General features: G+C 48.2%; 22 protein-coding genes. 15 read left to right on the top strand and 7 right to left on the bottom strand.

What is annotated here, in order from left to right; translation table 11 throughout:
• Positions 1 to 51: 51 nt before the first annotated feature.
• The 7 genes from GI364_RS07740 to GI364_RS07770 all read left to right on the top strand — a co-directional run bounded on the left by GI364_RS07740 (position 52) and on the right by GI364_RS07770 (position 7210).
• A complete protein-coding gene (locus GI364_RS07740; protein WP_233096156.1) occupies positions 52 to 1041 on the top strand; it encodes a glycosyltransferase in 990 nt (329 codons plus the stop codon).
• A gap of 24 nt (positions 1042 to 1065) precedes the next feature.
• Positions 1066 to 1899 carry a DUF4855 domain-containing protein gene (locus tag GI364_RS07745; RefSeq protein WP_198853054.1) on the top strand — a complete coding sequence of 278 codons (834 nt, stop codon included), beginning with the start codon at positions 1066 to 1068 and terminating at the stop codon, positions 1897 to 1899.
• Positions 1896 to 2918, top strand: a complete 1023-nt coding sequence (locus GI364_RS07750; protein WP_198853055.1) for a glycosyltransferase — start codon at positions 1896 to 1898, stop codon at positions 2916 to 2918. The genes GI364_RS07745 and GI364_RS07750 overlap by 4 nt, the downstream gene beginning before the upstream one ends.
• Before the next feature lie 52 nt (positions 2919 to 2970).
• A complete protein-coding gene (locus tag GI364_RS07755; protein WP_198853056.1) occupies positions 2971 to 3999 on the top strand; it encodes a DUF4855 domain-containing protein in 1029 nt (342 codons plus the stop codon).
• Positions 4000 to 4264: 265 nt separating this feature from the next.
• Positions 4265 to 5362, top strand: coding sequence for a non-hydrolyzing UDP-N-acetylglucosamine 2-epimerase (gene wecB, locus GI364_RS07760; protein ID WP_370541837.1), 1098 nt, complete (start codon positions 4265 to 4267; stop codon positions 5360 to 5362).
• Entirely contained in the window at positions 5355 to 6344 is a 990-nt protein-coding gene (locus GI364_RS07765) for a polysaccharide biosynthesis protein (protein WP_198853058.1), read from the top strand. Before wecB ends, GI364_RS07765 begins: the two co-directional genes overlap by 8 nt.
• On the top strand, positions 6341 to 7210 hold the full coding sequence (locus tag GI364_RS07770) for an SDR family oxidoreductase (protein ID WP_198853059.1): 870 nt from the start codon (positions 6341 to 6343) through the stop codon (positions 7208 to 7210). The genes GI364_RS07765 and GI364_RS07770 overlap by 4 nt, the downstream gene beginning before the upstream one ends.
• 298 nt (positions 7211 to 7508) lie before the next feature.
• On the opposite strand, the gene GI364_RS07775 is transcribed toward GI364_RS07770, so the two are convergent.
• The 3 genes from GI364_RS07775 to GI364_RS07785 all read right to left on the bottom strand — a co-directional run bounded on the left by GI364_RS07775 (position 7509) and on the right by GI364_RS07785 (position 10966).
• Entirely contained in the window at positions 7509 to 7928 is a 420-nt protein-coding gene (locus tag GI364_RS07775; protein WP_198853060.1) for a hypothetical protein, read from the bottom strand.
• A gap of 22 nt (positions 7929 to 7950) precedes the next feature.
• Entirely contained in the window at positions 7951 to 8538 is a 588-nt protein-coding gene (locus GI364_RS07780) for a hypothetical protein (RefSeq protein WP_198853061.1), read from the bottom strand.
• Between the two features lie 127 nt (positions 8539 to 8665).
• Positions 8666 to 10966 carry a glycosyltransferase gene (locus GI364_RS07785; RefSeq protein ID WP_198853062.1) on the bottom strand — a complete coding sequence of 767 codons (2301 nt, stop codon included), beginning with the start codon at positions 10964 to 10966 and terminating at the stop codon, positions 8666 to 8668.
• Between the two features lie 251 nt (positions 10967 to 11217).
• On the opposite strand from GI364_RS07785, the gene GI364_RS07790 reads away from it, so the two are divergent.
• The 4 genes from GI364_RS07790 to GI364_RS07805 all read left to right on the top strand — a co-directional run bounded on the left by GI364_RS07790 (position 11218) and on the right by GI364_RS07805 (position 17254).
• Positions 11218 to 14565 carry an NTTRR-F1 domain gene (locus tag GI364_RS07790; RefSeq protein WP_198853063.1) on the top strand — a complete coding sequence of 1116 codons (3348 nt, stop codon included), beginning with the start codon at positions 11218 to 11220 and terminating at the stop codon, positions 14563 to 14565.
• A gap of 92 nt (positions 14566 to 14657) precedes the next feature.
• Positions 14658 to 14807, top strand: a complete 150-nt coding sequence (locus GI364_RS07795; RefSeq protein ID WP_198853064.1) for a hypothetical protein — start codon at positions 14658 to 14660, stop codon at positions 14805 to 14807.
• A gap of 174 nt (positions 14808 to 14981) precedes the next feature.
• On the top strand, positions 14982 to 16085 hold the full coding sequence (locus GI364_RS07800; protein ID WP_198853065.1) for a glycosyltransferase: 1104 nt from the start codon (positions 14982 to 14984) through the stop codon (positions 16083 to 16085).
• Positions 16086 to 16150: 65 nt separating this feature from the next.
• Positions 16151 to 17254 (top strand): M24 family metallopeptidase, encoded by a 1104-nt coding sequence (locus GI364_RS07805; protein WP_198853066.1) that lies wholly within the window; start codon positions 16151 to 16153, stop codon positions 17252 to 17254.
• 175 nt (positions 17255 to 17429) lie between these two features.
• Here the strand turns inward: GI364_RS07805 and GI364_RS07810 are convergent, their stop codons facing one another.
• The 3 genes from GI364_RS07810 to GI364_RS07820 form a co-directional block, all read right to left on the bottom strand.
• Complete coding sequence (locus GI364_RS07810) at positions 17430 to 17738, bottom strand: DUF1811 family protein (protein ID WP_198853067.1); 309 nt, start codon at positions 17736 to 17738, stop codon at positions 17430 to 17432.
• A 134-nt stretch (positions 17739 to 17872) separates the two neighbouring features.
• Entirely contained in the window at positions 17873 to 18340 is a 468-nt protein-coding gene (locus tag GI364_RS07815; protein ID WP_198853068.1) for a sporulation membrane protein YtrI, read from the bottom strand.
• Entirely contained in the window at positions 18337 to 18675 is a 339-nt protein-coding gene (locus GI364_RS07820) for a YtrH family sporulation protein (protein ID WP_198853069.1), read from the bottom strand. The genes GI364_RS07815 and GI364_RS07820 overlap by 4 nt, the downstream gene beginning before the upstream one ends.
• Before the next feature lie 214 nt (positions 18676 to 18889).
• Between GI364_RS07820 and GI364_RS07825 the strand changes: the two genes are divergently transcribed.
• On the top strand, positions 18890 to 22060 hold the full coding sequence (locus GI364_RS07825; RefSeq protein ID WP_198853070.1) for a DEAD/DEAH box helicase: 3171 nt from the start codon (positions 18890 to 18892) through the stop codon (positions 22058 to 22060).
• Positions 22060 to 22881 carry a hypothetical protein gene (locus GI364_RS07830; protein WP_198853071.1) on the top strand — a complete coding sequence of 274 codons (822 nt, stop codon included), beginning with the start codon at positions 22060 to 22062 and terminating at the stop codon, positions 22879 to 22881. Before GI364_RS07825 ends, GI364_RS07830 begins: the two co-directional genes overlap by 1 nt.
• Before the next feature lie 18 nt (positions 22882 to 22899).
• Here GI364_RS07830 and GI364_RS07835 read toward each other — a convergent pair whose 3' ends face one another.
• Positions 22900 to 23067, bottom strand: coding sequence for a hypothetical protein (locus GI364_RS07835; RefSeq protein WP_198853072.1), 168 nt, complete (start codon positions 23065 to 23067; stop codon positions 22900 to 22902).
• Positions 23068 to 23347: 280 nt separating this feature from the next.
• On the opposite strand from GI364_RS07835, the gene GI364_RS07840 reads away from it, so the two are divergent.
• Positions 23348 to 24565, top strand: a complete 1218-nt coding sequence (locus GI364_RS07840; RefSeq protein ID WP_198853073.1) for a Y-family DNA polymerase — start codon at positions 23348 to 23350, stop codon at positions 24563 to 24565.
• Between the two features lie 5 nt (positions 24566 to 24570).
• Complete coding sequence (locus GI364_RS07845; protein WP_198854208.1) at positions 24571 to 24804, top strand: hypothetical protein; 234 nt, start codon at positions 24571 to 24573, stop codon at positions 24802 to 24804.
• The last annotated feature ends 5 nt before the right edge of the window (positions 24805 to 24809 follow it).

Below are 24809 nucleotides of genomic sequence, written 5' to 3' on the forward strand. Positions count from 1 at the left end.
CAGCACACATCTCGTGAGCGGTAGAAAGGGCGGTGACACAAATTGATTACGGTGTTGCACACACCCATCGAAATAGCCGGTCAAATGGGTATTTTATGTCAAGGACTCCGCTCTGTTGGCTGGCGCGCAAACGGGTACAACTGGTTTCAGACCTACCTCAACTATGAAAGTCCCATTGTTGAGACAGATGCTTACGAATTGCAGCACGTATTTGACCAAGTGGTTCATGCCGCTGATATCATTCATTTTCACAACGGAGATACAATGTTGGCAGATTACAAAGATTTACAGATAGCAAAAGCGCTGAACAAAAAAATGGTCATGCATCATTGGGGAAACGATGTACGCGACGTTGAAAGACTTAATCAAAGGCTCAAATATCCTTTACCGTTGGGTTATCACAGCACTCAACAGATTCAAGACAAGTTGCAAAAGCTGTCTGCGTATATTGATACGGCAATCATTCAAGACAATGAACTGTATGAGTTCATCAAACCCTATTACAAAAATGTATACATTCTTCCCTTAGCATTGAACACTTCTGACCTTGCGCCAGCCTATCCGGATATGACTAAGCAAAAACCGTTGCTTGTACACGCACCTACTAATGATGAATTCAAGGGAACAAAGTATGTTGAGGCTGCCATCGCTGCATTGCAGACAAGACACCAGTTCGATTACCAGCGGATTGAAAAGATGGACCACAAAACCGCGATGAGCTGGTATTCAAAAGCTGATGTTGTGATAGACCAGCTGCTTTGCGGCACCTATGGACTGTTGAGCGTGGAAGCCATGGCGATGGGAAAGCCAGTTGTCACGTATATACGAGAAGAACTGAAGCCAACGTATCCTGGACAACTGCCAATTGTTTCAGCCTCGCCGGATACATTGGAAAGCACCTTGGAGGACTTAATACTACATCCGAAGAAGCGAAGGATTTTAGGTCAACAGGGCAGGCATTATGTTGAGAAGTATCACGATGTGCGGGTTGTTACGAAACAGTTGATAGCAATCTACAAACAGGTCTACGCAGATGGATAACCGGACGAGGGGGTGAAGCCCGCCATGGACAAAGTCGCAAGTCAAGTTCAATCGTTCGAGTCGCTTCGCATAGTGCGGCTTCCAATCCTTACGTCGGTCTCTGATTTTAAGTCGCATCAATGGACGGCACAGGACCTACGGGCTTACCTTAGCGCGAACCGGTCTAATCCGAATTCATTACCGCTGTACAACGGTGTGTTATTTGATGCGGACCTGACAAATCAGGGAGCCATGATATCACCATGGTCTATGGGATTTGGACACCTTGCCAAAATAGACGATTGGCTGGCGGTGGCGAAAGAGCTGTTTCAACCGAAAATAAACGTCACTGCGCTGAGAGAATGTTCACAATGGTACGGAGCGAAACCTGTGGATGTCTGGATTGGATTACCGTATCCCTTCGAACAAAAGTCTGTTTTTGGGATTGTCGGGGCACAGGAGCTTCGGTTTTTAAACAATGCAGATGCACGCGCTGATGCACTGTTGTGGTGGATTGATAGGGTACTCACAACGATGCTCACGGACCATCGGGATGTAAATGACAAAGTGTTTGAAACGACTGTGAGGATGCGGGGGTTCGTATGGACGCGGGGGACCTTCTGGGGAACGGACCAGGAGACTTTTAGGAAGGTTGCGCAAGGACTTCACAGACGTAAACTGGCACTGGTGCGAATCCAAAATGAGAATGCAGATGATACGGACACCCATGAACCTGGCGGTGCTTCACCTGACATCACGGTGATTCGCCCTTCCTATCGCCAACATCGAACTTCAGGATTGTATGCTTTTTTCAGTCCAGATAACAAAGTCGCCCTGGTTGAATCAGTAGCTCCCAAGAGAGGGGCGGGAGAGCCGTGAGAGTATTTCAAGGACCCACTGAAATCGCAGGACAAATGGGTATTATCAGCAAGGTGTTAAACAAACTGGGCGTGCATGCTGCAGCGTACAATACGTTTCACTCGTATTTGGGGTACAGAGACGGACTCTATAATGTGGACCGGTTTGAACTGCAGTGGATGATGAAAAACATCATTTCCTATTTCGACTTGTTTCATTTTCACTACGCGGATACGCTCTGTGAGAATTACTGTGACCTTGCGGAAATACACCGTGTGGGCAAGTCGGTACTCATGCATCATTGGGGAAATGATGTACGGATCCATGAACTTGCAGCACAAAACAATCCGTATGTGTATACCGGTGATTCACCCCCTTCAGATGTAGTTCACAAACACTTGTCCGAGTTGTCGCAATACATCACAGACGCAGTGGTTCAGGATTACGAAGTCTATCCGTATGTTGCACCGTACTATAAACGGGTTCACGTTGTTCCCATAGCATTGGATGTCGGCGCGGTTACGCCTCGCTTTCCATCACTGACAGCGTCTAAGCCTCTTGTTGTTCATGCACCCACAAATCCATTATTCAAAGGGACAGTACATGTAGAACAGGCAATAGAGCGGTTGTACAAAGAGGGTGTACAGTTTCGCTACAAGCGAATTGAGAAGATGGCAAACAAAGATGCTGTTCGCTTATACCAAGAGGCTGATATTGTTGTCGATCAAGTCCTGTGCGGTTCCTACGGACTCCTGGCCGTCGAATCGATGAGCCTGGGAAAACCGGTGATTGGCTATATTCGTGAGGATTTAAAAGAGGCATTTCCAGAAGTGCCTCCCATTGTATCAGCGAATCCGGACTCGCTGTTTGAAGTACTTCGAACAGTGATACAAAACCCCGAACTACGGCTGGTACATGGAAAAAAGGGACGAGAATATGCACTGAGGTATCACAGTGCAGAAACAGTTGTAAAACAATTACTTCGGATTTATCAGAGACTTGATGAGAAATTTGATGAGAAGCTTGATGAGGAACGGTAAGAAGTCTTGAATACTCACGGTGTGAGAAATTCTGATGCAGGTGGTGGCGGCGATGGGCGAGCAGTCCGAGAAAGGCTACGCAGGACGTAATGTTTACGGTAATTACAGTCCTGTTGTCCAGTTGTATTGCGGAAATGATTTGGTTGACAGCGGTTATCAAAGATGGAACCAAAACAGCTTGGAAGATTATTTGCTCTACCGCATTAATGACATGCCGGCAGATGTGATGTTTAAGTCCTTCTTGTTTTCTCCGCGGAGAATGAAAAGCAGACGTTTTCTCACACCAGCGCTCACGGGCTTTGAACAGCCAGCGAATGCAAGTGATTGGACCGAATGGCTCAATGAACTGTTTCATCGCGGAGGCAACTTAATGGCTCTGAGAGACGCAGTATCTAGTTGTGCACTTCCGGTTGCTCCGGTGGATGTATGGGTAACGGTGCCGTATCCAGAAATCAAACAGACTAGATTTGGGAAAGCAGATGGACAGAAACTGAATTTTTCCTCTTCAGAAGACCGGATTGTTGCTGTGAATTGGTGGATTAAGGAGTTCGCGAACCGGTGGAACCAGTCAGGATTGGAGGGTCTGCTTCGCTGGCGGGGGATAAGTTGGGGGCGTGAGGTGATAAACGATGCAGACATAGAGGTCATTCCGTCTGTCAGTTCCTTTGTACACGGGCTGGGAAAACAACTCCTATGGATGAGCAATTACGGTACAGCTCATGCAGAAAAGTGGCAAAGCCTTGGGTTTGAAATTGCAGTGTTATATCCCAATTATTACGGGAACACCGCATTTGGATGGGAATGGATTGATTATGCAGCACAGTTCGCGCGGTCTCATGGTTGCGGCTTGCAGTGGCGGTATGGGAAGGGTTTATTGTACGACCGCCATCACCTCTATGATTACTTCAATCGAGGTCTGCCGGAATACAACGACTATATGGACAAAAGCTTTATAGTGGCCTCGTTTGACAATGTGCCAATCAGCGAAATTTATCAAAATCAGTTGGAGTTGTACATTGGCATTTACAGCTTTAATAAGGGAATCTATCAAAAGTGGAACTATGAAGGGATAGACTATTGACACTAGTTTGAGACGGCTGTTGAGTGTCAGTGTTTCCTCGTCTTTGTTGTCCCTCGGCAGATGCTTTGTAATTCGTCGTCGCAACGGTTACCGCACATTCATGCTTTGGCACAGATACCCGCCCGTACAGATTGCAGTGAATTTCATACGATGACAATGCGCCTGTTACTAGCGGGCGGTCTTTCTAACAAGCATCGTACAATCTGTGCATGGTTCAATGTCAGTTTGAAAATGAACCAGCCGCAGGGGAACAGCGGGGGGTGTAATGCCTGTGCGGGTAATGACAATCTTGGGTACACGTCCGGAAATTATTCGTCTATCACTTGTTATTAAAAAACTGGATGCGCTATCTGAACATATTTTGGTGCACACAGGTCAGAACTACAACTACTACTTGAACGACATTTTCTTTGAGCAAATGGAGATTCGCAAACCAGACCTTATGATAACAGGAAAGACGCATTCATTTGGTCAACAGCTTGGCTCTTTGATGCCTCGCCTGGAAGAACTCATCAAGGAACAGCAACCAGAACGGGTTCTGGTTTTGGGCGATACAAATACTGCTTTGGCTGCCACAGTCATTGCGTCTCGTTTGGGTGTTCCTATCTTTCATATGGAAGCAGGAAACCGTTGCTTTGACAGAAGTGTTCCAGAGGAATTAAACCGGAAGATGATTGACAGTATTGCTGATTTGAATCTTCCGTATACAAGTGGGAGCAGGGAAAATCTGCTTCGTGAAGGCATTGACACCAACCGAATCAGTGTCTCTGGAAATCCAATTTACGAAGTTCTCTTGCATTATGCAGACCAGATACAGAGAAGTGACATTCATAAGCGACTGCAGATAGAAAACCGGAATTATATGTTGATGACGGCACACAGAGCCGAGAACGTAGATAACCCCGAACGTCTCCGTAACATATTCAAAGCGGCCACGATGATTGCCGAGAGTACAGATATGCCTGTCATTTGCAGTATTCACCCGCGCACAAAAGCACGCTTGCAGGAATACGGTGTCAGGTTCAATTCCAACCGTATCCAGACACATACGCCATTTGGTTTCTATGATTTTATTGCTTTGGAAAAGCATGCTTCGCTTGTTCTCACAGACAGTGGAACAGTACAGGAGGAATGCTGTCTCTTTCACGTGCCTGCCGTCACAATGCGAAGAACCACAGAAAGACCTGAAACCATTGCATGTGGCAGCAACACCCTCGGAAGCGTAGAGACAGAGTCTATCGTCCTGGCTGCAAATCTTGCAAACAGTAAGTCAGTCAACTGGAAGTGTCCGGAGGGGTATGAAGACACGGATGTTTCCTCACGTGTTGTGAACATTGTGTTGGGAGGACAGATGTATGTTTGAAAACGCGACTTGTCTGATTACGGGTGGAACGGGTTCCTGGGGACACGAACTTACACGCAAACTCCTTTCTTTTCATCCTAAGGAAATTCGTATTCTTTCCAGAAATGAATTTGCGCAAGTTCAGATGCAACGGAGATTTCAAGCCAATCCAATTCTGCATTTTGTGGTTGGAGATGTGAGGGACAGGGAAGCTGTGGAAGCGGCTTGTAAGAATGTTGATTACGTGTTTCATCTGGCTGCGCTAAAACACGTTCCCATTTGTGAATACCAACCGGAAGAAGCACTCAAAACCAACCTGCAGGGCACACAAAATGTGATTAGGGCCAGTGTGGCAGCGGGCGTGAGAAAAGTCATTGACGTTTCCACTGACAAGGCGGTCGATCCCGTCAATTTCTATGGCATGACCAAAGCCTTAGGCGAAAAGTTAATGATTCATGCCAACGACGAGTCAACAAGAACGCGGTTTGTCTGCATCCGCGGGGGCAATGTGTTGGGGACGAACGGAAGTGTTGTTCCTTTTTTCAAGAATCAAATTCTAGCAAATCGAAGGGTATCGCTAACACATCGAGACATGACTCGTTTTTTCCTGACTGTAGGAGACGCCATCGAATTGCTTACGAAAGCAGCAAACCTCGCGGTTGGCGGCGAGACGTTCGTCATGAAAATGAAGAAGTGCAGCATTTTAGACTTGGCACAAGTCATGGGTGAAAGCTTGTCAGACAAAGGTATTGAAATTCAGGAAACTGGGATTCGCCCCGGTGAAAAGCTTCATGAAGTCCTGGTTTCCCGCAATGAAGCATCTCGAACCTATAAATTTGGTGAAGAATACTTTGTCATTCTACCTTCTCATCCGTCAGAAATGTTACAACGTGCATACCAGTCACTCGAACCCGTCGAATTTACACAATATGATTCGAGTACCAATCTAATGGCAAAACCGTCGATTCGCTCCATGCTGACAGAAGGGGGCTTTCTTCCGTGAAGATCCTCGTTCTCGGCGGCGATGGCATGGCGGGGCATATGATTGTGGACTATTTTCGCAGTCTAAAGCAGCATGAAGTCTGGTTTACAGTTCGGAGAAGCATTACTGAGACCAATCCCTTGATACTTCACTTAAATGCCAAAGATAAGACGCGGTTGAAAAGTGTTTTACGACAGGTGCAGCCTGATGTCGTGATAAATGCCATCGGGCTATTAAATCAGGATGCAGAAGATCACACAGTGGACGCAATTATTGTGAATGCCTTGTTTCCCCATTGGCTTGTGGAGTATAGTCATGAGTTTCAATATCGGATTTTGCACATTAGTACAGACTGTGTGTTTTCCGGCCATAAGGGAAGTTACGTAGAATCTGACAGAAAAGACGGCACAGGTGTTTATGCGAATACCAAGAGCCTGGGTGAAATAGACGAGAAGAGTCACCTAACCATTCGTACTTCCATCATCGGGCCGGAAATTAAAGCCGACGGTATTGGCTTATTTGAGTGGTTTATGCGTCAAAGTGGCACCATTTCGGGATATTCAAATGTGTTTTGGAATGGCATTACGACCTTGCAGTTGGCAAAGGTATTGAATGGTTTAGTTGACCGCGATTCAGACGGCATTATCCATGTTTTTTCACCTTATAGGATTTCCAAGTTTGACTTACTTCTGCTGTTCCAGGAAATTTTCGAGAAAGATGACGTTACTATGAAGAGGGATGGCAGGGTTGTGTCAGACAAGACACTACATCGATTGAGGACAGACATTGAACCGGACATTCCGTCGTATAAAGACATGCTTCTGGAACTGAAGAGTTGGATGAGGGAACATCCAGACAAGTATCCACGCCATAAGCTGCCGTCATAAGCTGCGACAAACAAGCCTCAACTTTTGTGGGGCAGGCTGGGCGGGGAAATCCCCTTCGACTTAAATGTGAGAGAATTGAAAGATGAAATGCCTATTTAGACAGTGTTTGCACAATACGCTGTAGTGCCAGAAGTACCACTTCGATGTGTTCCTGAACAAGAAGCCAGTTCATTTCAAGTTGTACGCCCCAAAGATTTGTTTCTTGCACTGCATGTCGAGTGACGACACTTGGACGCGATGCTTTAAAGTATCGATTGACGGTTGGAGAAAGACCAAACTGGGAGAATATGCTGATGATTTAGCTCAAGGCTTGCGGGTCCGAGTGAGTATTTCTCCCGTTTGCAGTCCCAATATCGATACCACTGTGTCGAGACGGGTGCATCATATGCAAATCAAGCAAATACTGGACACTGTTCGCTTGTATGTGTTGAATCAATGCATCGCGGTAAGTACTTCTTTTATCAAAGTTTGCATCATCCATCTTGTTTTTCGTTTTATAAATAGCATGACAGTTCGTGGTCTGGTGCAGCCACAGGCTGATGGGTCCAGTTCTAAATTCCCCGCGCTTGATTTTATCCTCACGCCACTGTGAGACAGCGTGAGATGCTGAGACGATGACAGGTATGACTCCTTGTTCAATGCGAAAACCGCTGTCATCGTCAAACTGCTCCAGTGCAAATCTTCGTTCCATCTCATAAAACCACTCATTGGAATACATCGATATCCTTCCCAACACAATCCTATGATTGGCCGCATTCCTTCCATGCCAAGAGTGCGTCAACTGGCGCATGGTTCGTTCCAAATGCCTTGACGAAGGAAGAGTTACGGGTGTCGTGGTAATTTTCAAAAACAGTGACGTTGTAATTGCGACTTGTAAAATCCTCTGGTTCCCAACCACTCCTGTGTTCCTGGTACGATTCACCGCCCATGTCGAAGTGGTCGTAGGCCTTTTGCGGGAAAAAGCCCCGTGGTGTGAACACCACCACTCGCTTGTTGGCAATTTCCTCACACATCTGCAGCAGATGTAGTCCATCATCTTTTGGAAAGTGTTCAATCACATCGTTCAGCAGAACTGTTGATACTGTTTTGGGCAGAAATAGCTTTTGAATATTCATGGCATCTTCATTGATGGGTATCAGATGAGGCTGCGTGTTTTTTCGTTTTTCCAGATACGGTCTATGGACCTCCAATGCCAGGATAACTTTACAATTATACTCGTGAGAATTTAGGCATAAACCACTCCCGACATCTAATAAGCTGTCAGAACCGTTGACTAAATTACGTAGTGTTGCATGAACATTTCTTGCAGATGTACGTGTGTATTCCATTTGTTCCATCTCCTTTGAAAAAGTGTATATTAATTTGGTTGCTAACAACTGATTTCCGTCGTGTATACATACTTAAGGCATACATATTATGCGCGTCTAGCTTGTGGTGTTTGTCGTCTGCCTGCTGCTATGTGGTCACATTTTGGTCCAGTAACTGGCTGATTTGGGTTTGGTAATCATCTGCGTGATGTAAGCTCAAGTTAAAGTGATACTGTGCTTTTGACAGCAGAGGCTCGAGACAATCGGTTTTTGCTTGACTGTCGAGCGCAGCTACAAAAGGCGTTTTTGCATAATCAATCTTCATTTGCCAATATGAAACGCCGGCAAAATAGTGTTTGGCAGCCCTTTGCTGTTCCTTGTTTAATGCCTGCCAGTTTACTTGTGGAAGGTAAATTTTTTCGTCAAAATTATTTACAATGTAGTCCATGACAGAGGTTACAGACTTGATTCTTTTGGTCATGTTATAGGTCAAATTATTCTGGTGACGCCGATGACACAAAATCGGTACGTTTACGTATTTATAGCGCCAGCCGCGATTCACATTGACGAGGCAGTTCAGCGTATCTCCGGCGTTGGTGTTTCCCTCTTCTATAATCCACTCATATTGGTGTTTTCGATAAAAATCAAGCTTAAACATCCCAGCCATTGGAATAATTCCGGATCCTTTCCGTTGGAAAATGTATTTGACAACCTCATTATCAGTGTATTGACGGTATGTCCAATGCCCTGTAATTTGGGACGCATCGCCGACCAGAAGTAAATCTCCGTAAATATAGTCAAGGTGTTTGTCTTCTGAAAAAACTTTCATGTATCGCTCAACAACTTGATGGTCGGGCAAGAAATCGTCAGCGTTGACAATAATCAGATAATCCCCCTGTGCCTGACTAAGAATTTCTCTGATGGCAACAGCCTCGGTTCCACAATTTTCTGCGTGGAAGATACCTCTGACTTGCGGGTGTTTAGACATATAACCATGAATTTTCTGTACAGAATCATCGGTAGAACAATCGTCAACCACAAGGACTTCGAGATTCCGGTAGGATTGTTCTAGCGCCGACGGGATTACTTCATCCAAAAATCGGCTGTAGTTGTAGTTGATAATCCCGATTGTGACAAGGGGACCGTTGGTGAGCGGAGATGCTGGGTTGTTTTGGCTGGGTTCTGAGGTATCAACAGGGAGCAACGCTTCAATTTCCGTCCCAATCTTTTTCATCTGGTTTGTAAATTCGTAGTGTTCTTTAATAAATGTCCGATAACCTTCTGAGGCATAGTCCTTACTCGTCACCATCTCAATTAAATCCTCAATCCCAGACCAAATGTACGACTTGTCGTAGACCGATTCGGCGCCGTAGAAATGATGTACCAAGGGTTTAATTCCCTTCGCCATAGCCTCCATAATGGACAAATGTTGGCTCTCCAGCGGACTGGCAGAAATGATGTAGTTTTTATCTTCCAGGTAATGGTCGATGTCATTTTGCCAGCCATCGAAATGAACGCTGTCCTCAAGGTCCCATTCTTTTATCATTTGTTCGAAATAGAGTCTGTAGCGAATATCCTGGTACGCGCCTGCAATGTGCAGTTGATACCGTGAGTCTTTGTCGTGCAGCATCTTAAATCCGTGCAGCAGCAGCATGGGTCCTTTCTTGTGATTGATATAGCCAACATAAGCAATGTTGAATCCAGGCTTTCTATCTGCAAAGGAATGCTTACTCAGGTCTATGCCGTTGGGAATGATAACTGTCTTGGCTGTGTGAAGCTGAGGTTGTTTGTCAAGGACATAATCTCTGATGTGAGAACCAACAAATACGACCTTATCCACGCTGCTCCAGTTTACGTTGAAGATATAGGAAGTAAATGCCTCGTAACTGTGCAGCCTGCAAATAATTTTCTTTTGCATCGACATTGGCTGCTTGCTGGCATACGCAATTAAATTATCGCACCATTCGAACCAGCAGATGTCGGCCCACTTCATGGCAGAATTTATGACCGTTATGTCACGGATGACGAACTTTTTGGTGCGAATTGTGTTTGGAAGAGTATTTGACAGATGCTCTATGACAGGAGATAGGAAATTATCCAGTCCCGGCCTTACGAAAAAGGCAATTTTTCTTCTTGGGCAAATGTCTGTTTGTCGAAGTACAGGGCTATTCTCAATGAGTTGTTCTTTTTGCTGACTGTCCAGGAATAAAAGTGCATCTTGATAAAATTCATAGGCTTCTTGGTCATTGTTTAATTGTTCGCAAACATAGCCGGCAGTCAGCAGCAATTCGGGTCTGAAAGTTGATGTTTTCAGTTCAGCTTGAATGAGCGGCTGTGCTTGTTGGTGTTTGTGGTTGGAAATGAGAGTGTAGATATTTTTATAGGCATCTTTACTGTCATTCAAATTTAATTGTTCCATTAAATGTAGAAGGTCAAACGAATCGGACATAGAAACAGCTCCGTTTCTTTCGCAGATGCAGCCAATCACTAAAGTATGTTGATGGAACTGGAAATGTGTCAGAGCAGGTCAGCAGACATCTATGCGCTTCTTCAGCGAATCCGAAATCAGCGAGTGAAAATGTGTTCTCAACCATATTTAAATGTCTAGTCCATTTTCTCATAAAGGCATAGAGTAACCTGAGATCATTTGAGATAACATCCTTGTGGTCTCAATTCACACTCTGGAGGTGAGATGAGACTATGCCAACGAATAAAATTGTCAACGGAGGTTTTGAAACCGGGGGACTGTCCCCTTGGATTGGATTCAATGCTTCAGTGACAAGTTCAGCAAGTCATTCAGGTTTCTTTTCAGCACTATTGGCGGGAGGAGCTTCAAGTGCCTATATTTATCAGTTTGTTCCGATAAGTCCTGGTGAGACGTTTGAGTTCATCGTTTCATTGGCAAAACAAGGTGCTTCACCAAGCCCGCTAGTGTCAATGAGTGTTATTTATTATGACGCAGCGTTTACGTTCCTAGGCTACGGAACAATTGTAAATATACCGGCCGGAGAGTTGCCGGATGTTGCAACTGGGGACTGGACGGAAGTCTATCAGACAACCAGCGCAGCCCCACTCACAGCTACGCAGGCTCTTGTGATAATTAACAGAATTCCTCCAGGAGATGCGAGTCTTTATGTAGATGACGTTGAACTGCTCGTTGCGACACCTATCAGCGGAACCGGAGCAACAGGCCCTACGGGCCCTACGGGACCCACAGGGGCAACAGGTCCGACGGGAGCAGGAGCAACTGGTCCAACCGGAGCTACAGGTCCCACAGGAGCCACTGGTCCTACAGGAGCGACAGGTCCGACGGGAGCAGGAGTAACCGGTCCAACCGGGGCAACAGGAGCGACCGGAGCGACCGGAGCGACCGGAGCGACCGGAGCGACCGGAGCCACCGGAGCGACCGGAGCGACCGGAGCGACCGGAGCCACCGGAGCGACCGGAGCCACCGGAGCCACGGGAGCCACGGGAGCCACGGGAGCCACCGGAGCCACGGGAGCCACCGGAGCGACCGGAGCCACCGGAGCCACGGGAGCCACGGGAGCCACGGGAGCCACCGGAGCCACGGGAGCCACGGGAGCCACGGGAGCCACCGGAGCCACCGGAGCCACCGGAGCCACCGGAGCCACCGGAGCCACCGGAGCCACGGGAGCCACGGGAGCCACGGGAGCCACCGGAGCCACGGGAGCCACCGGAGCCACGGGAGCCACGGGAGCCACGGGAGCCACGGGAGCCACGGGAGCCACAGGAGCGACCGGAGCCACCGGAGCCACGGGAGCCACAGGAGCCACCGGAGCCACCGGAGCCACGGGAGCCACCGGAGCGACCGGAGCCACGGGAGCCACGGGAGCCACGGGAGCCACGGGAGCCACAGGAGCCACGGGAGCCACGGGAGCCACGGGAGCCACCGGAGCGACCGGAGCCACGGGAGCCACGGGAGCCACGGGAGCCACGGGAGCCACCGGAGCGACCGGAGCCACCGGAGCCACGGGAGCCACCGGAGCGACCGGAGCCACCGGAGCCACAGGAGCCACGGGAGCCACAGGAGCCACGGGAGCCACCGGAGCCACAGGAGCCACAGGAGCCACTGGAGCGACAGGAGCGACCGGAGCCACGGGAGCCACCGGAGCGACCGGAGCCACAGGAGCCACCGGAGCCACGGGAGCGACAGGAGCGACAGGAGCGACAGGAGCGACAGGAGCGACAGGAGCCACAGGAGCCACGGGAGCAACAGGAGCAACCGGAGCAACCGGAGCCACGGGAGCCACGGGAGCCACCGGAGCCACCGGAGCCACAGGAGCCACAGGAGCCACGGGAGCCACAGGAGCCACGGGAGCGACCGGAGCCACGGGAGCAACTGGAGCCACAGGAGCCACAGGAGCCACAGGAGCCACGGGAGCCACCGGAGCCACGGGAGCCACGGGAGCGACAGGAGCCACGGGAGCAACTGGAGCGACAGGAGCCACGGGAGCCACAGGAGCCACGGGAGCCACGGGAGCCACGGGAGCCACAGGAGCAACAGGTCCGACGGGAGCGACAGGTCCGACGGGAGCGACAGGTCCGACAGGAGCCGGAGTAACAGGTCCCACCGGAGCTACGGGTCCGACAGGAGCCACCGGCCCGACGGGAGCTACGGGTCCGACGGGAGCCGGAGTAACAGGTCCCACCGGAGCTACGGGTCCGACAGGAGCCACCGGCCCGACGGGAGCTACGGGTCCGACGGGAGCCGGAGTAACAGGTCCCACCGGAGCTACGGGTCCGACGGGAGCCACGGGAGCCACGGGAGCCACGGGAGCCACCGGCCCGACGGGAGCGACGGGAGCGACAGGTCCCACCGGAGCTACGGGTCCGACAGGAGCCACCGGCCCGACAGGAGCGACAGGTCCGACAGGAGCCGGAGTAACAGGTCCCACCGGAGCTACGGGTCCGACAGGAGCCACTGGTCCGACGGGAGCGACAGGTCCGACGGGAGCCGGAGTAACAGGTCCAACCGGAGCTACGGGTCCCACAGGAGCCACCGGCCCGACAGGAGCGACAGGTCCGACAGGAGCCGGAGTAACCGGTCCAACCGGAGCTACAGGTCCCACCGGAGCCACTGGTCCTACAGGAGCGACAGGTCCGACGGGAGCCGGAGTAACAGGTCCCACCGGAGCTACGGGTCCGACAGGAGCCACCGGCCCGACAGGAGCGACAGGTCCGACAGGAGCCGGAGTAACCGGTCCAACCGGAGCTACAGGTCCCACCGGAGCCACTGGTCCTACAGGAGCGACAGGTCCGACGGGAGCCGGAGTAACAGGTCCCACCGGAGCTACGGGTCCGACAGGAGCCACCGGCCCGACAGGAGCGACAGGTCCGACAGGAGCCGGAGTAACCGGTCCAACCGGGGCTACAGGTCCCACCGGAGCCACTGGTCCTACAGGAGCGACAGGTCCGACGGGAGCCGGAGTAACAGGTCCCACCGGAGCTACGGGTCCGACGGGAGCCACCGGCCCGACGGGAGCGACAGGTCCGACGGGAGCCGGAGTAACAGGTCCCACCGGAGCGACAGGTCCGACAGGAGCCACTGGTCCAACCGGGGCAACAGGTCCGACGGGAGCAGGGGTAACCGGCCCGACCGGCCCGACAGGTCCCACAGGAGCAGGTATCGTAACAGAGTACGCATTTTCAAACAACACAGGGACCATAGCTGTTAATACTGCAGGAGCACCAACCACTATTGCTACGATGTCCATTCCTGTTGTTGCAGGAGATCGGATTAAAATCGACTGGGCCTACAGCTTTGAGGCGGTTGTAACGGCCAACTGGACCATCACGTACAACGCGGCTCTGCAGAGAAACGGAACTGGAATTGAGACGAGGACATTTTCCAGAACAGGGTCTACGGCTTCAACCCAGCGGTTCGATCTTGCCGACACGTATACCGATACGGCCCCAGCTACTGCGACAGACACGTATACAATCGTCATCACAGTAACTACCGCCACAAGTGTTACGTCAGCTTCGGCTATCAACCGAGATATGAATGCCATAGACTTTGGCCCGTAATAACGATATAGCAACAGATCACGTTCAGGCAGATAATGCTTGGACGTGATCTCGTTTTTAATCCACCCCAATTGATAGATACGCACATGGGGATGTCCAAATATTCATGTTCCAATCATCACTTGGCTGGATACCCGGCTGCAGGTTTTCACACGTATGAAATTGATATTGCTGTAGCTGATTCAGACCTTGCGGCTTACAGCACTTTGACACTTGCTGTAAATGCCATCGAGTTTGTATAACTTATCAGCATGTAATCCTTCAACATCAGGGTGCCTTGAGACAACACAAGGTATCCTGTTTCGTCTTTTCAGGCTTTTCGACAATTCCCGGTTCTCAGCAGGGCAGCTACCGTGAACAGTCCTTGCTTGGCTCACATATTAAGGTAAAGGTTTTATTGAAAGGAGTTGCGGTGAGTGGTTACTATCAGCCTTTGCATGATTGTGAAAAACGAAGAGGATACACTGGCGCGGTGCTTGGATACGGTTCACGATCTCGTTGATGAAATCAACATTGTGGATACGGGATCGGAGGATAAAACCGTTGAAATTGCCAAGGAGTATACCGAACGTGTTTTCCATTTTCCTTGGACAGGAAATTTCGCGGAGGCACGGAACGAATCCTTCAGCCATGCCACAATGGACTACATTTTCTATATGGATGCCGATGATGTGTTACTCGAGGAAGACCGTGACAAATTGAAATCTCTCAAGGAATCGCTAAACCCAGCTATAGACTCGGTTTCCATGTACTATAATGCCGGCATGGATTCCTTCGGAAATGTGACCCTTCGGTACCGCAGGCACAGATTGCTGAGGCGGGAGAAAAACTACAAATGGTACGGTGACTGCCATAATTATCTAAATGTAGCTGGTAACATCATGAATTCAGATGTTGCTGTGACACATAAGAGTCCACCGAACAAAAAATCGCGTATCGGCAGAAATCTCTCCATCTATCAAACGAAGATAGAGAGGGGAGACGGATTTTCCCCGCGCGATTACTTTTATTACGGCAACGAGCTCCGGGAAAGCGGCCGCCATCAGGAGGCTATTGAGAGTTACGAAAAAAATCTGGCTATGAAGGAAGGCTGGGTAGACGATAAGATACATGCTTGCATCAATATGGCGGACTGCTATCGTATCTTGAAAGACGATTCCAAGGAATTGACTTCCTTACTGCGGTCATTGGAATACGGGGTTCCGCGCCCGGAAACCTTGTGTCGCATCGGCTATCATTTTCATCGTCAGAAAAAGTGGCAAATTGCGGCATACTGGTATGAACAGGCCATAAATATGAAGCCGGACTTTAACCAGTGGAGCTTCAGCTATCCTGCGTATTCCACTTGGTATCCGCATCTGCAACTGTGTGTTTGTTATTACTACATGGGCAACTTTCAAAAGGCGTGGGAGCACAATGAGGAAGCAGGAAAATACCGGCCGGAAGATACAAGCGTACTTCACAACAGAAAACTGTTGGAATCGAAATTGAATATGACACCGACAACAACCGAGGCTTGAGTCTTCTGCAAGTGATACAATAATTGTATTCACAGAAGAAACACGGTTGAGAGGTGTATTTTTATATGAGTTTGGATGCTGGCATAAAGGAACGCGTTGCAGCGCTGCAACAGATACTGAAGGAGAATAATACTGATGTACTTGTGGCAACCTCCCCGGCCAACCTTTACTACTTTACAGGTGTATGGCTTGAAACCGGGGAGCGCGCCAGTGCATTACTTCTGTCGTCTCAGCACAATCCGGTTTGGGTAGTCCACGAAATGTTTCAACATGAAGCAGAGGGTGCACAAGTTTCAAAGAAGATGTGGAAAGACGGCGATAATCCGTATCAGTTAATTATGGAGTCTATCGACAGCAATGCTCGTTATGCTGTGGACGGGAACTGGGAAGCTCGTCATGTTTTACAGTTAATGAACGCAGATAAAGCTTCACGGACACCAGTTCTCGGGGATGACATGATTACGGCTGCCCGTGTCTGTAAGGATGAAGCAGAGTTAAGGTATTTGTCCCGTGCTTCAGAAATGGCAGATGAAGTGGTTTCAAAGATTAAGGGAGAACTATCGACAGCAAAAACAGAGGGAGAATTGACGGAACGTCTGTGGCAGTTATGGCAGGAAGTTGGAGCAGAGGGAATGTCATTTCCACCCATTGTGGCAACGGGTACAAACGGGGCAGCGCCGCATCACGAACCGAATGAAACGCAACTTCAGGAGAACACAACAGTGATTGTTGATACAGGTGGAGTTTATCAACATTATTGCAGTGATACGACCCGGACTTTTATTTTAGGTGAGCCTTCGGACGAGATGAAAAAGGTCTATCAATTGGTGTTGGACGCCCAAAAGGCAGGTATTGCGGCTGCTAAACCTGGGGTTGCTGCGCAAGAGGTGGACAAAGCCTGTCGGAAGGTGATTACGGACGGTGGCTACGGCACTTATTTCACGCATCGGACCGGGCACGGTGTAGGCTTGGATATTCACGAAGCGCCGTTTGTTGTGGGCGGCAATCAGCAGGTTTTGCAACCTGGAATGGTAATGAGCGTGGAACCGGGGATCTACATACCTGGGAAGTTCGGCGTACGAATCGAAGATTTGATTGTTATTGAAGAAGATGGGGCCACATCGCTAAACCAAGCTCCCAAAGAATTGCAAGATGTTATTGTGAAGTAAATGAATCAGGGTAAGTGAATCAAAATGAGGGAACCAAGGGGGTGGGGAGATGGTGAAGATAGGATTTGAGGCACCAACTCACCAACTCCCCAACTGCCGTAATGCTCAGGAACCCTGGCTGGTGCGTGCTTAAACACTCCCTGCCCCAGGCTATCGGGCCAGTGAGTGAAGCAGGTTAGTCATACTCTTCTAACATAGCGATGGGGACAGCGATTTCTTCCGCGTCTGATTCTCGAATGCCCCAAGCCATTATGCCTTTAAGCTTGTTCACAGTTAGTCGATCGTGGGCTTCCGCAAGGGAATAGGTACGACCGATTTTCAAGTGAACGTTATCCTGGATGAGATAAGATTTGGCAAGGTACCATTTATGCATATTAATTTCATATTCGCTCCAGTTGGCTTCATCATATGCCCGTTGTCCTTGTTGCTGCAATTGCTTCATTTCGTTTTCCAGGTGCGATGGTGTCATGTCACTATATAGCATATTTACACATCCCCGTTAAAAGGTTGACCCAGTCAAGTTTCTCCAGTGCGGATAACTTTGATTGTACCTGAGCCTGTACGGGTTTTAAACATGTGTTTTCATGGCTTTTATAGGCGTTTGAGGTCAAAAAGTTGTCAAGAACCCTGGGTGCTTTTCACTTCCGTAGAAGTGACTCGGAGGTAGAGGGTTTCTCCAACAGTAACAGTCTTCACATGAACAATCATTTCCTTTTGTTCAATATGAAACGTTCGTCCGTCAACCATTTTGACAGGGAGGTCGGGCATGGTCACCAACAGTGACAATGGCTTGTTAATCAACCAAGCCAGTTGCTGTTTTACAAAATCTATGGTACGAATTTCTGTAACCCCGCCTTCAGAACCAAGGACATCTACATGGATCCGTTCAATCATTGGTTGTTGATTGGGTTTATGCAGACGGTCTTCAAGGGCTGTTTTTTCCTGCTCTAATTCTGAAACTTTGTCTGAAAGTTTTTTTTGTTGTTCATATGAGTTTTGTAACTGTCGTCCCATTGCGCTGAGCATCAGTGAACTGCCAATGACGATACCCAGCAGCATGAGAGCAAAACTTCGAGCGGTCTTCATATGGAGGACGGAGCCTTTCCGCCGGCTATGGCCTTAATAATCCAGAATCCGACCTGGCACCCGAAGAAGGCTGCGGTCAGATAAGTGAACTGCTTGCCAAGAACGCTGAACTTTGCATCCAGGACACCGGTTTCTATTGCCCGAATGGTATCCATTGTGCCGCCCAAAGTGCTGACCATGGCCCAAATTTTCAGCCGTTCAGCCAGCAGTACCATGGTATCCATAGGATAATCATGGCGAAACACAGCCCCAATTCCGCCTAGCAGGGCACCTCCGAGAACCATTCCCATGGCAACTAGAAAATCGACAAGGAGTTGGCCTAGAAAACCATTCATGACATCGACCTCCATCACAATGGAGCAGTTTTTTACCAGTAATGCGATAACAGCACTGCATATACTTATTCAAGAATACGGGACAAGTCAGTAAAATATGATATTCGTGTCCATTTGCGGTACTATGGATAGATAGGCCATGAATGAATGGTGGCAAGCATGTGATACAGTGATACAGACAGACAGCATTGCGAGCATGTAAAAGGGGATCAGAATGACGATTACAGGCACTGAGCAACCAGGAGTTTTGACACAGGAACCGCTTTTCGTCAGCGGACAGTATTCGCCAGAAAAGCTGTGGTGGAAAAATGGCTTTGCAAGCATTCATGTTGAGAACGGAACCCGTCATCAAGTTCTCGAATTGCTGAAATTGTTGTCACCAGTGGATCAAAGCCGTCTGACCTTATCATCTGATCAGACAGTAGCCATGCAGGCGGACACTTTTTTCGACTTGTTAGAACAATTTCAAGAGCCTAAAGCCCCCGTCCAAAAGATGATTAAACTGGATGAGAATCTAAAACTGTTTATACGAATACAGAGATGGGCATTTCAAATTGTACGCAATTACGATGTATTGGCTTTTGCTGGGTTGGCAGATATGGGGACAGACCAACTTGTGGAAGAGTTTCTCAAGTTGGCGTATTCCGGTGACGAAGGCTGGGTGCAGTCAGGCGGAATGAAAAACCACGTTGCAGCCTGGGTACCGGCATTAACGGATACGTATGCGCAAGCTTTGCGAAGGCTTTACATCACAAGTGCAGATGATTACCTGAAAGATTCATGGAACTCTCGGCTTCCGTGGAAACGAGATAAGCACGGCCAAGTGATTGTTGATCACTGGCTGTGTTACTGCGTTGATAGATTTATCCAAAAATGTTCTGTGGAAATTCAGCAGGAAGACAGCGATGAAACATCCGGCAGCGGTTTTCGTATCCCTTATCGGGGGGAACAGGAACTGATTGAAGCTTGGCAGAAAGGACTCGGTCAAAAGGAGAAACAGCCTTTTTCTGCGGACCGTTGGTTGATTTGGAGGATGTTGAAACACACATTTTCCGAGAGCGGATGGAAGGCGTCTACTGTCACAGATACTTCCGGTGCAGGTACCTGCCATTTGGAGATGGAATTGTTACCTCCGGCCGCAAATTCGTCCGTTTCTGAGTGGAAACTAATCTGGTACATTGCACACAATCACTGGCCGCATCGGGTACCTCTATCTCAGTGGTGGGAGCAGGAAAAACGTGTGATATGGATTGGACACGAACGGCTTGACAGGCCGGACAGCTGGTTTTTGCCGTTACTAAGGCAAGCGGGAGAATTTTCTCACTTAATTGAACGGACCTTGCAACAACCGGCTCCTGCTGAAGTTGTGATTCCACCTACTGAATTGATGCCCTTGATTTATGACGACTTACCGAAAATTGCTGGTCTTGGTGTTGAATTCAAATACCCTGATATTGAAACTTTAGAAACAAATGATGTGCGGATTCGGGTGCAAGTTAAGCGTGCGAAATCCAAGGGAGCCCAACGCGGTCGACAGCAGTCTGCACGGACGGAGAGTTGGTTCGATGCACAGCAAATTGTCGATTTTGACTGGACAGTTGTTCTTGGCGAAACGGAAATCTCCAGAGATGAATTTCAACGAATGGTGGAGGAACAGTCTCCATACATTCAGTTGGGCGGTTCGTGGAGACTCGTTCCAATTCAGGAGATTTTCGAGCAATTGAAGTCGTTCCAGCAGTTTACTCAGCCTGAATCTGCACAGACAAACTTGCTGCAGTTTTCTAGGACAGTTTCTTTAAGCAACGAGTCTCCAATTGATGTGGAAGTGGAATACGAGTCGGATGCCATTGTTGTAAAGCGTTGGATTGAAGCTTTACGTAGTGCGGCAAATCCGCCCAAATTACCTGAACCAATGGGTTTTCACGGGGAACTGCGTCACTATCAGATGCTTGGTTTTTCCTGGTTGATTCATTTGCGGAAAATGGGTCTGGGCGGTTGTTTGGCTGATGATATGGGGTTGGGGAAGACCATTCAAATTTTGGCCTATTTGATGTATTTGAAAGAAGAAAATCAGGCCCGGGGCGTCCATTTGTTGGTATGCCCTACTTCTTTGTTGCAGAACTGGCGTTCTGAATTGACCCGGTTTACGCCGGAACTGAGGGTGCATGTACACCACGGATCAGCGCGAAATAATCCGCAGGAAGACGGTATCCTACCTTTGGAACTGGCTGTTCCAAAGGTAGATTTGGTCATGACAACCTATGCAACGGTTGTCCGTGACAGGGAGTTGTTGTCCCATTTTGAATGGGACGCTTTGGTTGTGGATGAAGCACAAAACATTAAAAATGCAGATACAAAACAGGCTACAGCAGTACGTGAGTTATCAGCGTTCCATTCAATTGCCTTAACGGGAACGCCAATAGAAAACCGTTTGGAAGAGCTGTGGTCGATTATGGAATTTCTGAATGTCGGATATCTTGGAAACAGAAGTTGGTTTCGTCGTCAATTTGTAAGTCAAGTGTCACATGAACCGAAAGGGCAGGCGGCCAGACGATTACAATTGTTGCTGCAGCCGGTGCTCTTGAGAAGAAGGAAAACCGATCCGAGTATTCAGGTAGAACTGCCTGAGAAATGGGAGGTCCGAGAATATACCGGTTTGACAGCGGAACAGGCTGCCTTGTATCAGTCAATTGTAGGGCAACTGTGGTCAGGGATTTCTTCTGCAGCTTCTGCGATGTCCCGCAGAGGACAAATTTTGGCAGCTTTAGTCCGATTGAAGCAGTTATGTGATCATCCTTGTTTGATTGCGGGAGGCAGTAATACCGTACAACGTTCTGCAAAGCTGAAAATACTGCTGGATTTGGTCTCTGATGTGGTGGAAGAAGATGAAGGTGCTTTAATTTTTACCCAGTTCCGCGACATGGGTGAATTAATATGCGAGGCGTTGGAACAGCGATTTGGTTGGAAACCGCGTTTTCTGCATGGAGGGTTGAGTGCGAGTGTCCGCGGTGAAATTGTTTCTGCATTTCAATCAAGGAAAGATCCATCGCCAGTGCTTGTATTGTCGCTAAAGGCAGGCGGTGTAGGCTTAAATTTAACGAGAGCCAACCACGTGTTTCACTTTGACAGATGGTGGAATCCTGCTGTTGAAGACCAGGCGACAGACAGAGCCTTCCGAATTGGGCAAACAAAGGATGTACAAGTTCACAAATTAGTTTGTTCAGGCACACTTGAAGAACGAATTGATAAATTAATTACGGCCAAAAGAACCTTGTCCCAAGCAGTAGTTGGAGAGTCAGAAGGTTGGATTACAGAGCTCAATGACGGCCAGTTGCAATCTTTGTTTGCTTTGGATATGGAATCTGCCTTGGAGGAGGATGACTAATGGCTTCCCGTAAGGGTGCAGGAAAGGTACATGCAGAGTGGAGAGATGTTTTGCAGGAATTGGATTCAGCCCAATCCCGGCGGTGGAAATCTGCAGCAAAGCAGAGCAATGTCAACATTGTTTCCGTTACGGAACAAGGTATTGAAGCTAGGGTGAAGTGGCATAACATCGGCGGAGGAAAACGTACTTTTTCATTGCGCGTTCCGGTAGTAAGCTGGTGGGCTTCATACCGCAGCCAGGTTGTCATCTGGCTGGCCAGGCGTCCGGACTGGCAAGCTGCTTTTTTGGCCAATGAGTGGGATGATGATTTTTTGCAATTTCTGTCCGGAACAGGTCTTTCTCTGTTCCCAACAGAGGACTACCTTCAACAGGTCCAAAACGAAGCAGTTTGTTCTTGCGCAGTTCCTGAAAACCCATGTATTCACATGATGGCCATGTTTGAGACTTTGATGCGTGAACAGGAGATTTATCCGTACAAAGCACTGGAATACGTAGGGTTGCCATTTGCATCGTTACTTGACGATGTTCATGCGAAGACGGCTGAATGGCTGTTAGAGAAACACTCTGCAGACAATCACGGGTTTCCGGAAACAAAAACAGAGGTTTCGAGCTCTGAGTTATCAAAAACGGAAGTGTCGGAAGGCGCGGAAACTGCAACAGAACAAATTCAGTCATCAGTATCTTTTTGGCCCGAAGAAAGAGAGCTAATGAAAAGACTGCAATCTGAGCCAACCGTAGACTTTGCCGGTGATTCTCGCTTTCCATTGAACATCAGCAAGGAGCAACTGGAGAAATGGGGCAAAAACACAGGTCTGACATAGAGATTCATTACGTGAGTATTAAATAATGTGAGACTGGGATTCGTAGTGCTGCTGAGTGTTTGAAGGTGAATTCTCTTCACGGTGTTCTGAATTGGCAGGAGTATCTTCGGTTTGAAGCGCTTGTCTGGAAAAGAACCCAATTAATGCGGCAAGAGCAATAATCGTCACAATAAATCCAATGGCCACGTTTAAATCCCCCGTTCTCTTATCATTCTTTCCGATAGTCGAAGCTGCTGCTTGTTTAATTTTCTTAAGCTCTGGCTAAGTGTTTTCAATATATTAGACGCAGTTTGTCTACAAAAGGTTTCAATGAATTTTTGATTTGTAAAAAATTCATTTGTTGATCCAAGTTTATTGGATTCTTCCATATTTTTATTACACTTTTATGCGAACATACGTTTGTATCCGGCTTATCAGGGGAGTATAATCACTAACACGAACATATGTTCTTATTGAGGTGGTAAGTGTGAAAGTTACATTGTTTGGTGAAGCACAAGGAGTCATGGCGTCATGTGCATCTGAACTGTGGGGTGCAGTGCAAAACGGTGTCATTCGTGATGCTTCTGTTTTAGCCAGAGAACAAGGTATCTGTGCGGGCATGAGTGAAAAATCTGCAAAGGCTTTGCTGCCTTCTATTGAACTGTGTTCAGTGTCTGCGGAACCTGAACCTGTGATGAAACGTGTTTGGAAAGTCATCAACAATTTCACACCCTGGCTCGAATTTGTAGAGAACAATGGATTTTATGCAGAGCTTCCAAAATACCTAGGTACATCTGAAGAGGTTCGTAAAATTTTGTCGGCTGTAGACAGCGAAATTTCTTTTGCCGGGCGAGTTCGGGTCGGAATGGCAGAAAACAAGCAGTTGGCACGTGCACTCGTGGAATGGAGCAGATACGGTTCCATTCCGGGTGCGGGGTTTTTTACTGTGAATAGACAGCAATTAATTGTCTCTCCATCCATTTTGCATGAGTTTAAAGGAGACAGTTCTACAAGCTGGATACGAAGTCTGCCAATCGCAGCAATGTGGATGATTGCAAAGCGTTATCAGCAGGAATTAATGAATTTGGGAATTACAACATTGGGACAACTGCAGGACGTCCCTGAAGAAAATCTGCGTCTGCGGTTCGGTAACGAATACTGGTTTTGGAAGAATTATTTTGACACAGGGACTCAGGTATTGCATCTGAATCAGAAGAGGCCTTTGCTGTATCGGAAAGCAGAGGTTGAGCCTGAGGCAGAAACTATCGATATCTCTTTGTTTCTTGGTTTGGCAGAAGCACTTGTACAACGGCTGTCTGAAGACCTCATGAGTCAAGGTCTAGGGGTCAAGCAAATTAAATTGTGCTGGGAAACTGATGAGCAAAAAGATTGTCTAACTCGCCATTTTAATCGACTTTTGTACACCAAATATGCTATCTGGTCACATCTCGTACCTCATTTAACAGATGTTTCAGGGACAGCTATTGAAGATATGGAGCTGTATGGTGAAGAGTACGCCCTGCTTCAGGGAACTCAGGCTGCGTTTCGAGTATATGAGCGTCAAATTCTTCCTGTTCAATACAATGAAGCGGAGAAACTGGATGAACTGATGTCGCGAGTGAACAAAAAGTACCCTTATAAATTAAAGCGGGGGCTGATAAGCGGTTTTCGTGAACTGCGGTTAGAGGCGATGGGTGAACTGTGACCCGGTTGGTAAGACGCAGTATTGTTGTGGAAAACTGGCATAACAACCTGCCGTTTTCTTTTTGGGACGGAGATGTGCTTCACCAAGTGGATACTTATATCGATTCGTGGCAGGAAATGGGGAATTGGTGGGACGGTGAAAGAAATCGAAAAATGCTTCGTGTTTATACAAACCGGCATCAGGTTTTTGATTTGGAAGGCAGTGAGAACAATTGGGGGATATATAAGATTTGGGATTGATGCGA

Origin of the sequence: Alicyclobacillus sp. SO9 (assembly GCF_016406125.1) — a bacterium.
Classification (GTDB): Bacteria; Bacillota; Bacilli; order Alicyclobacillales; family Alicyclobacillaceae; genus SO9.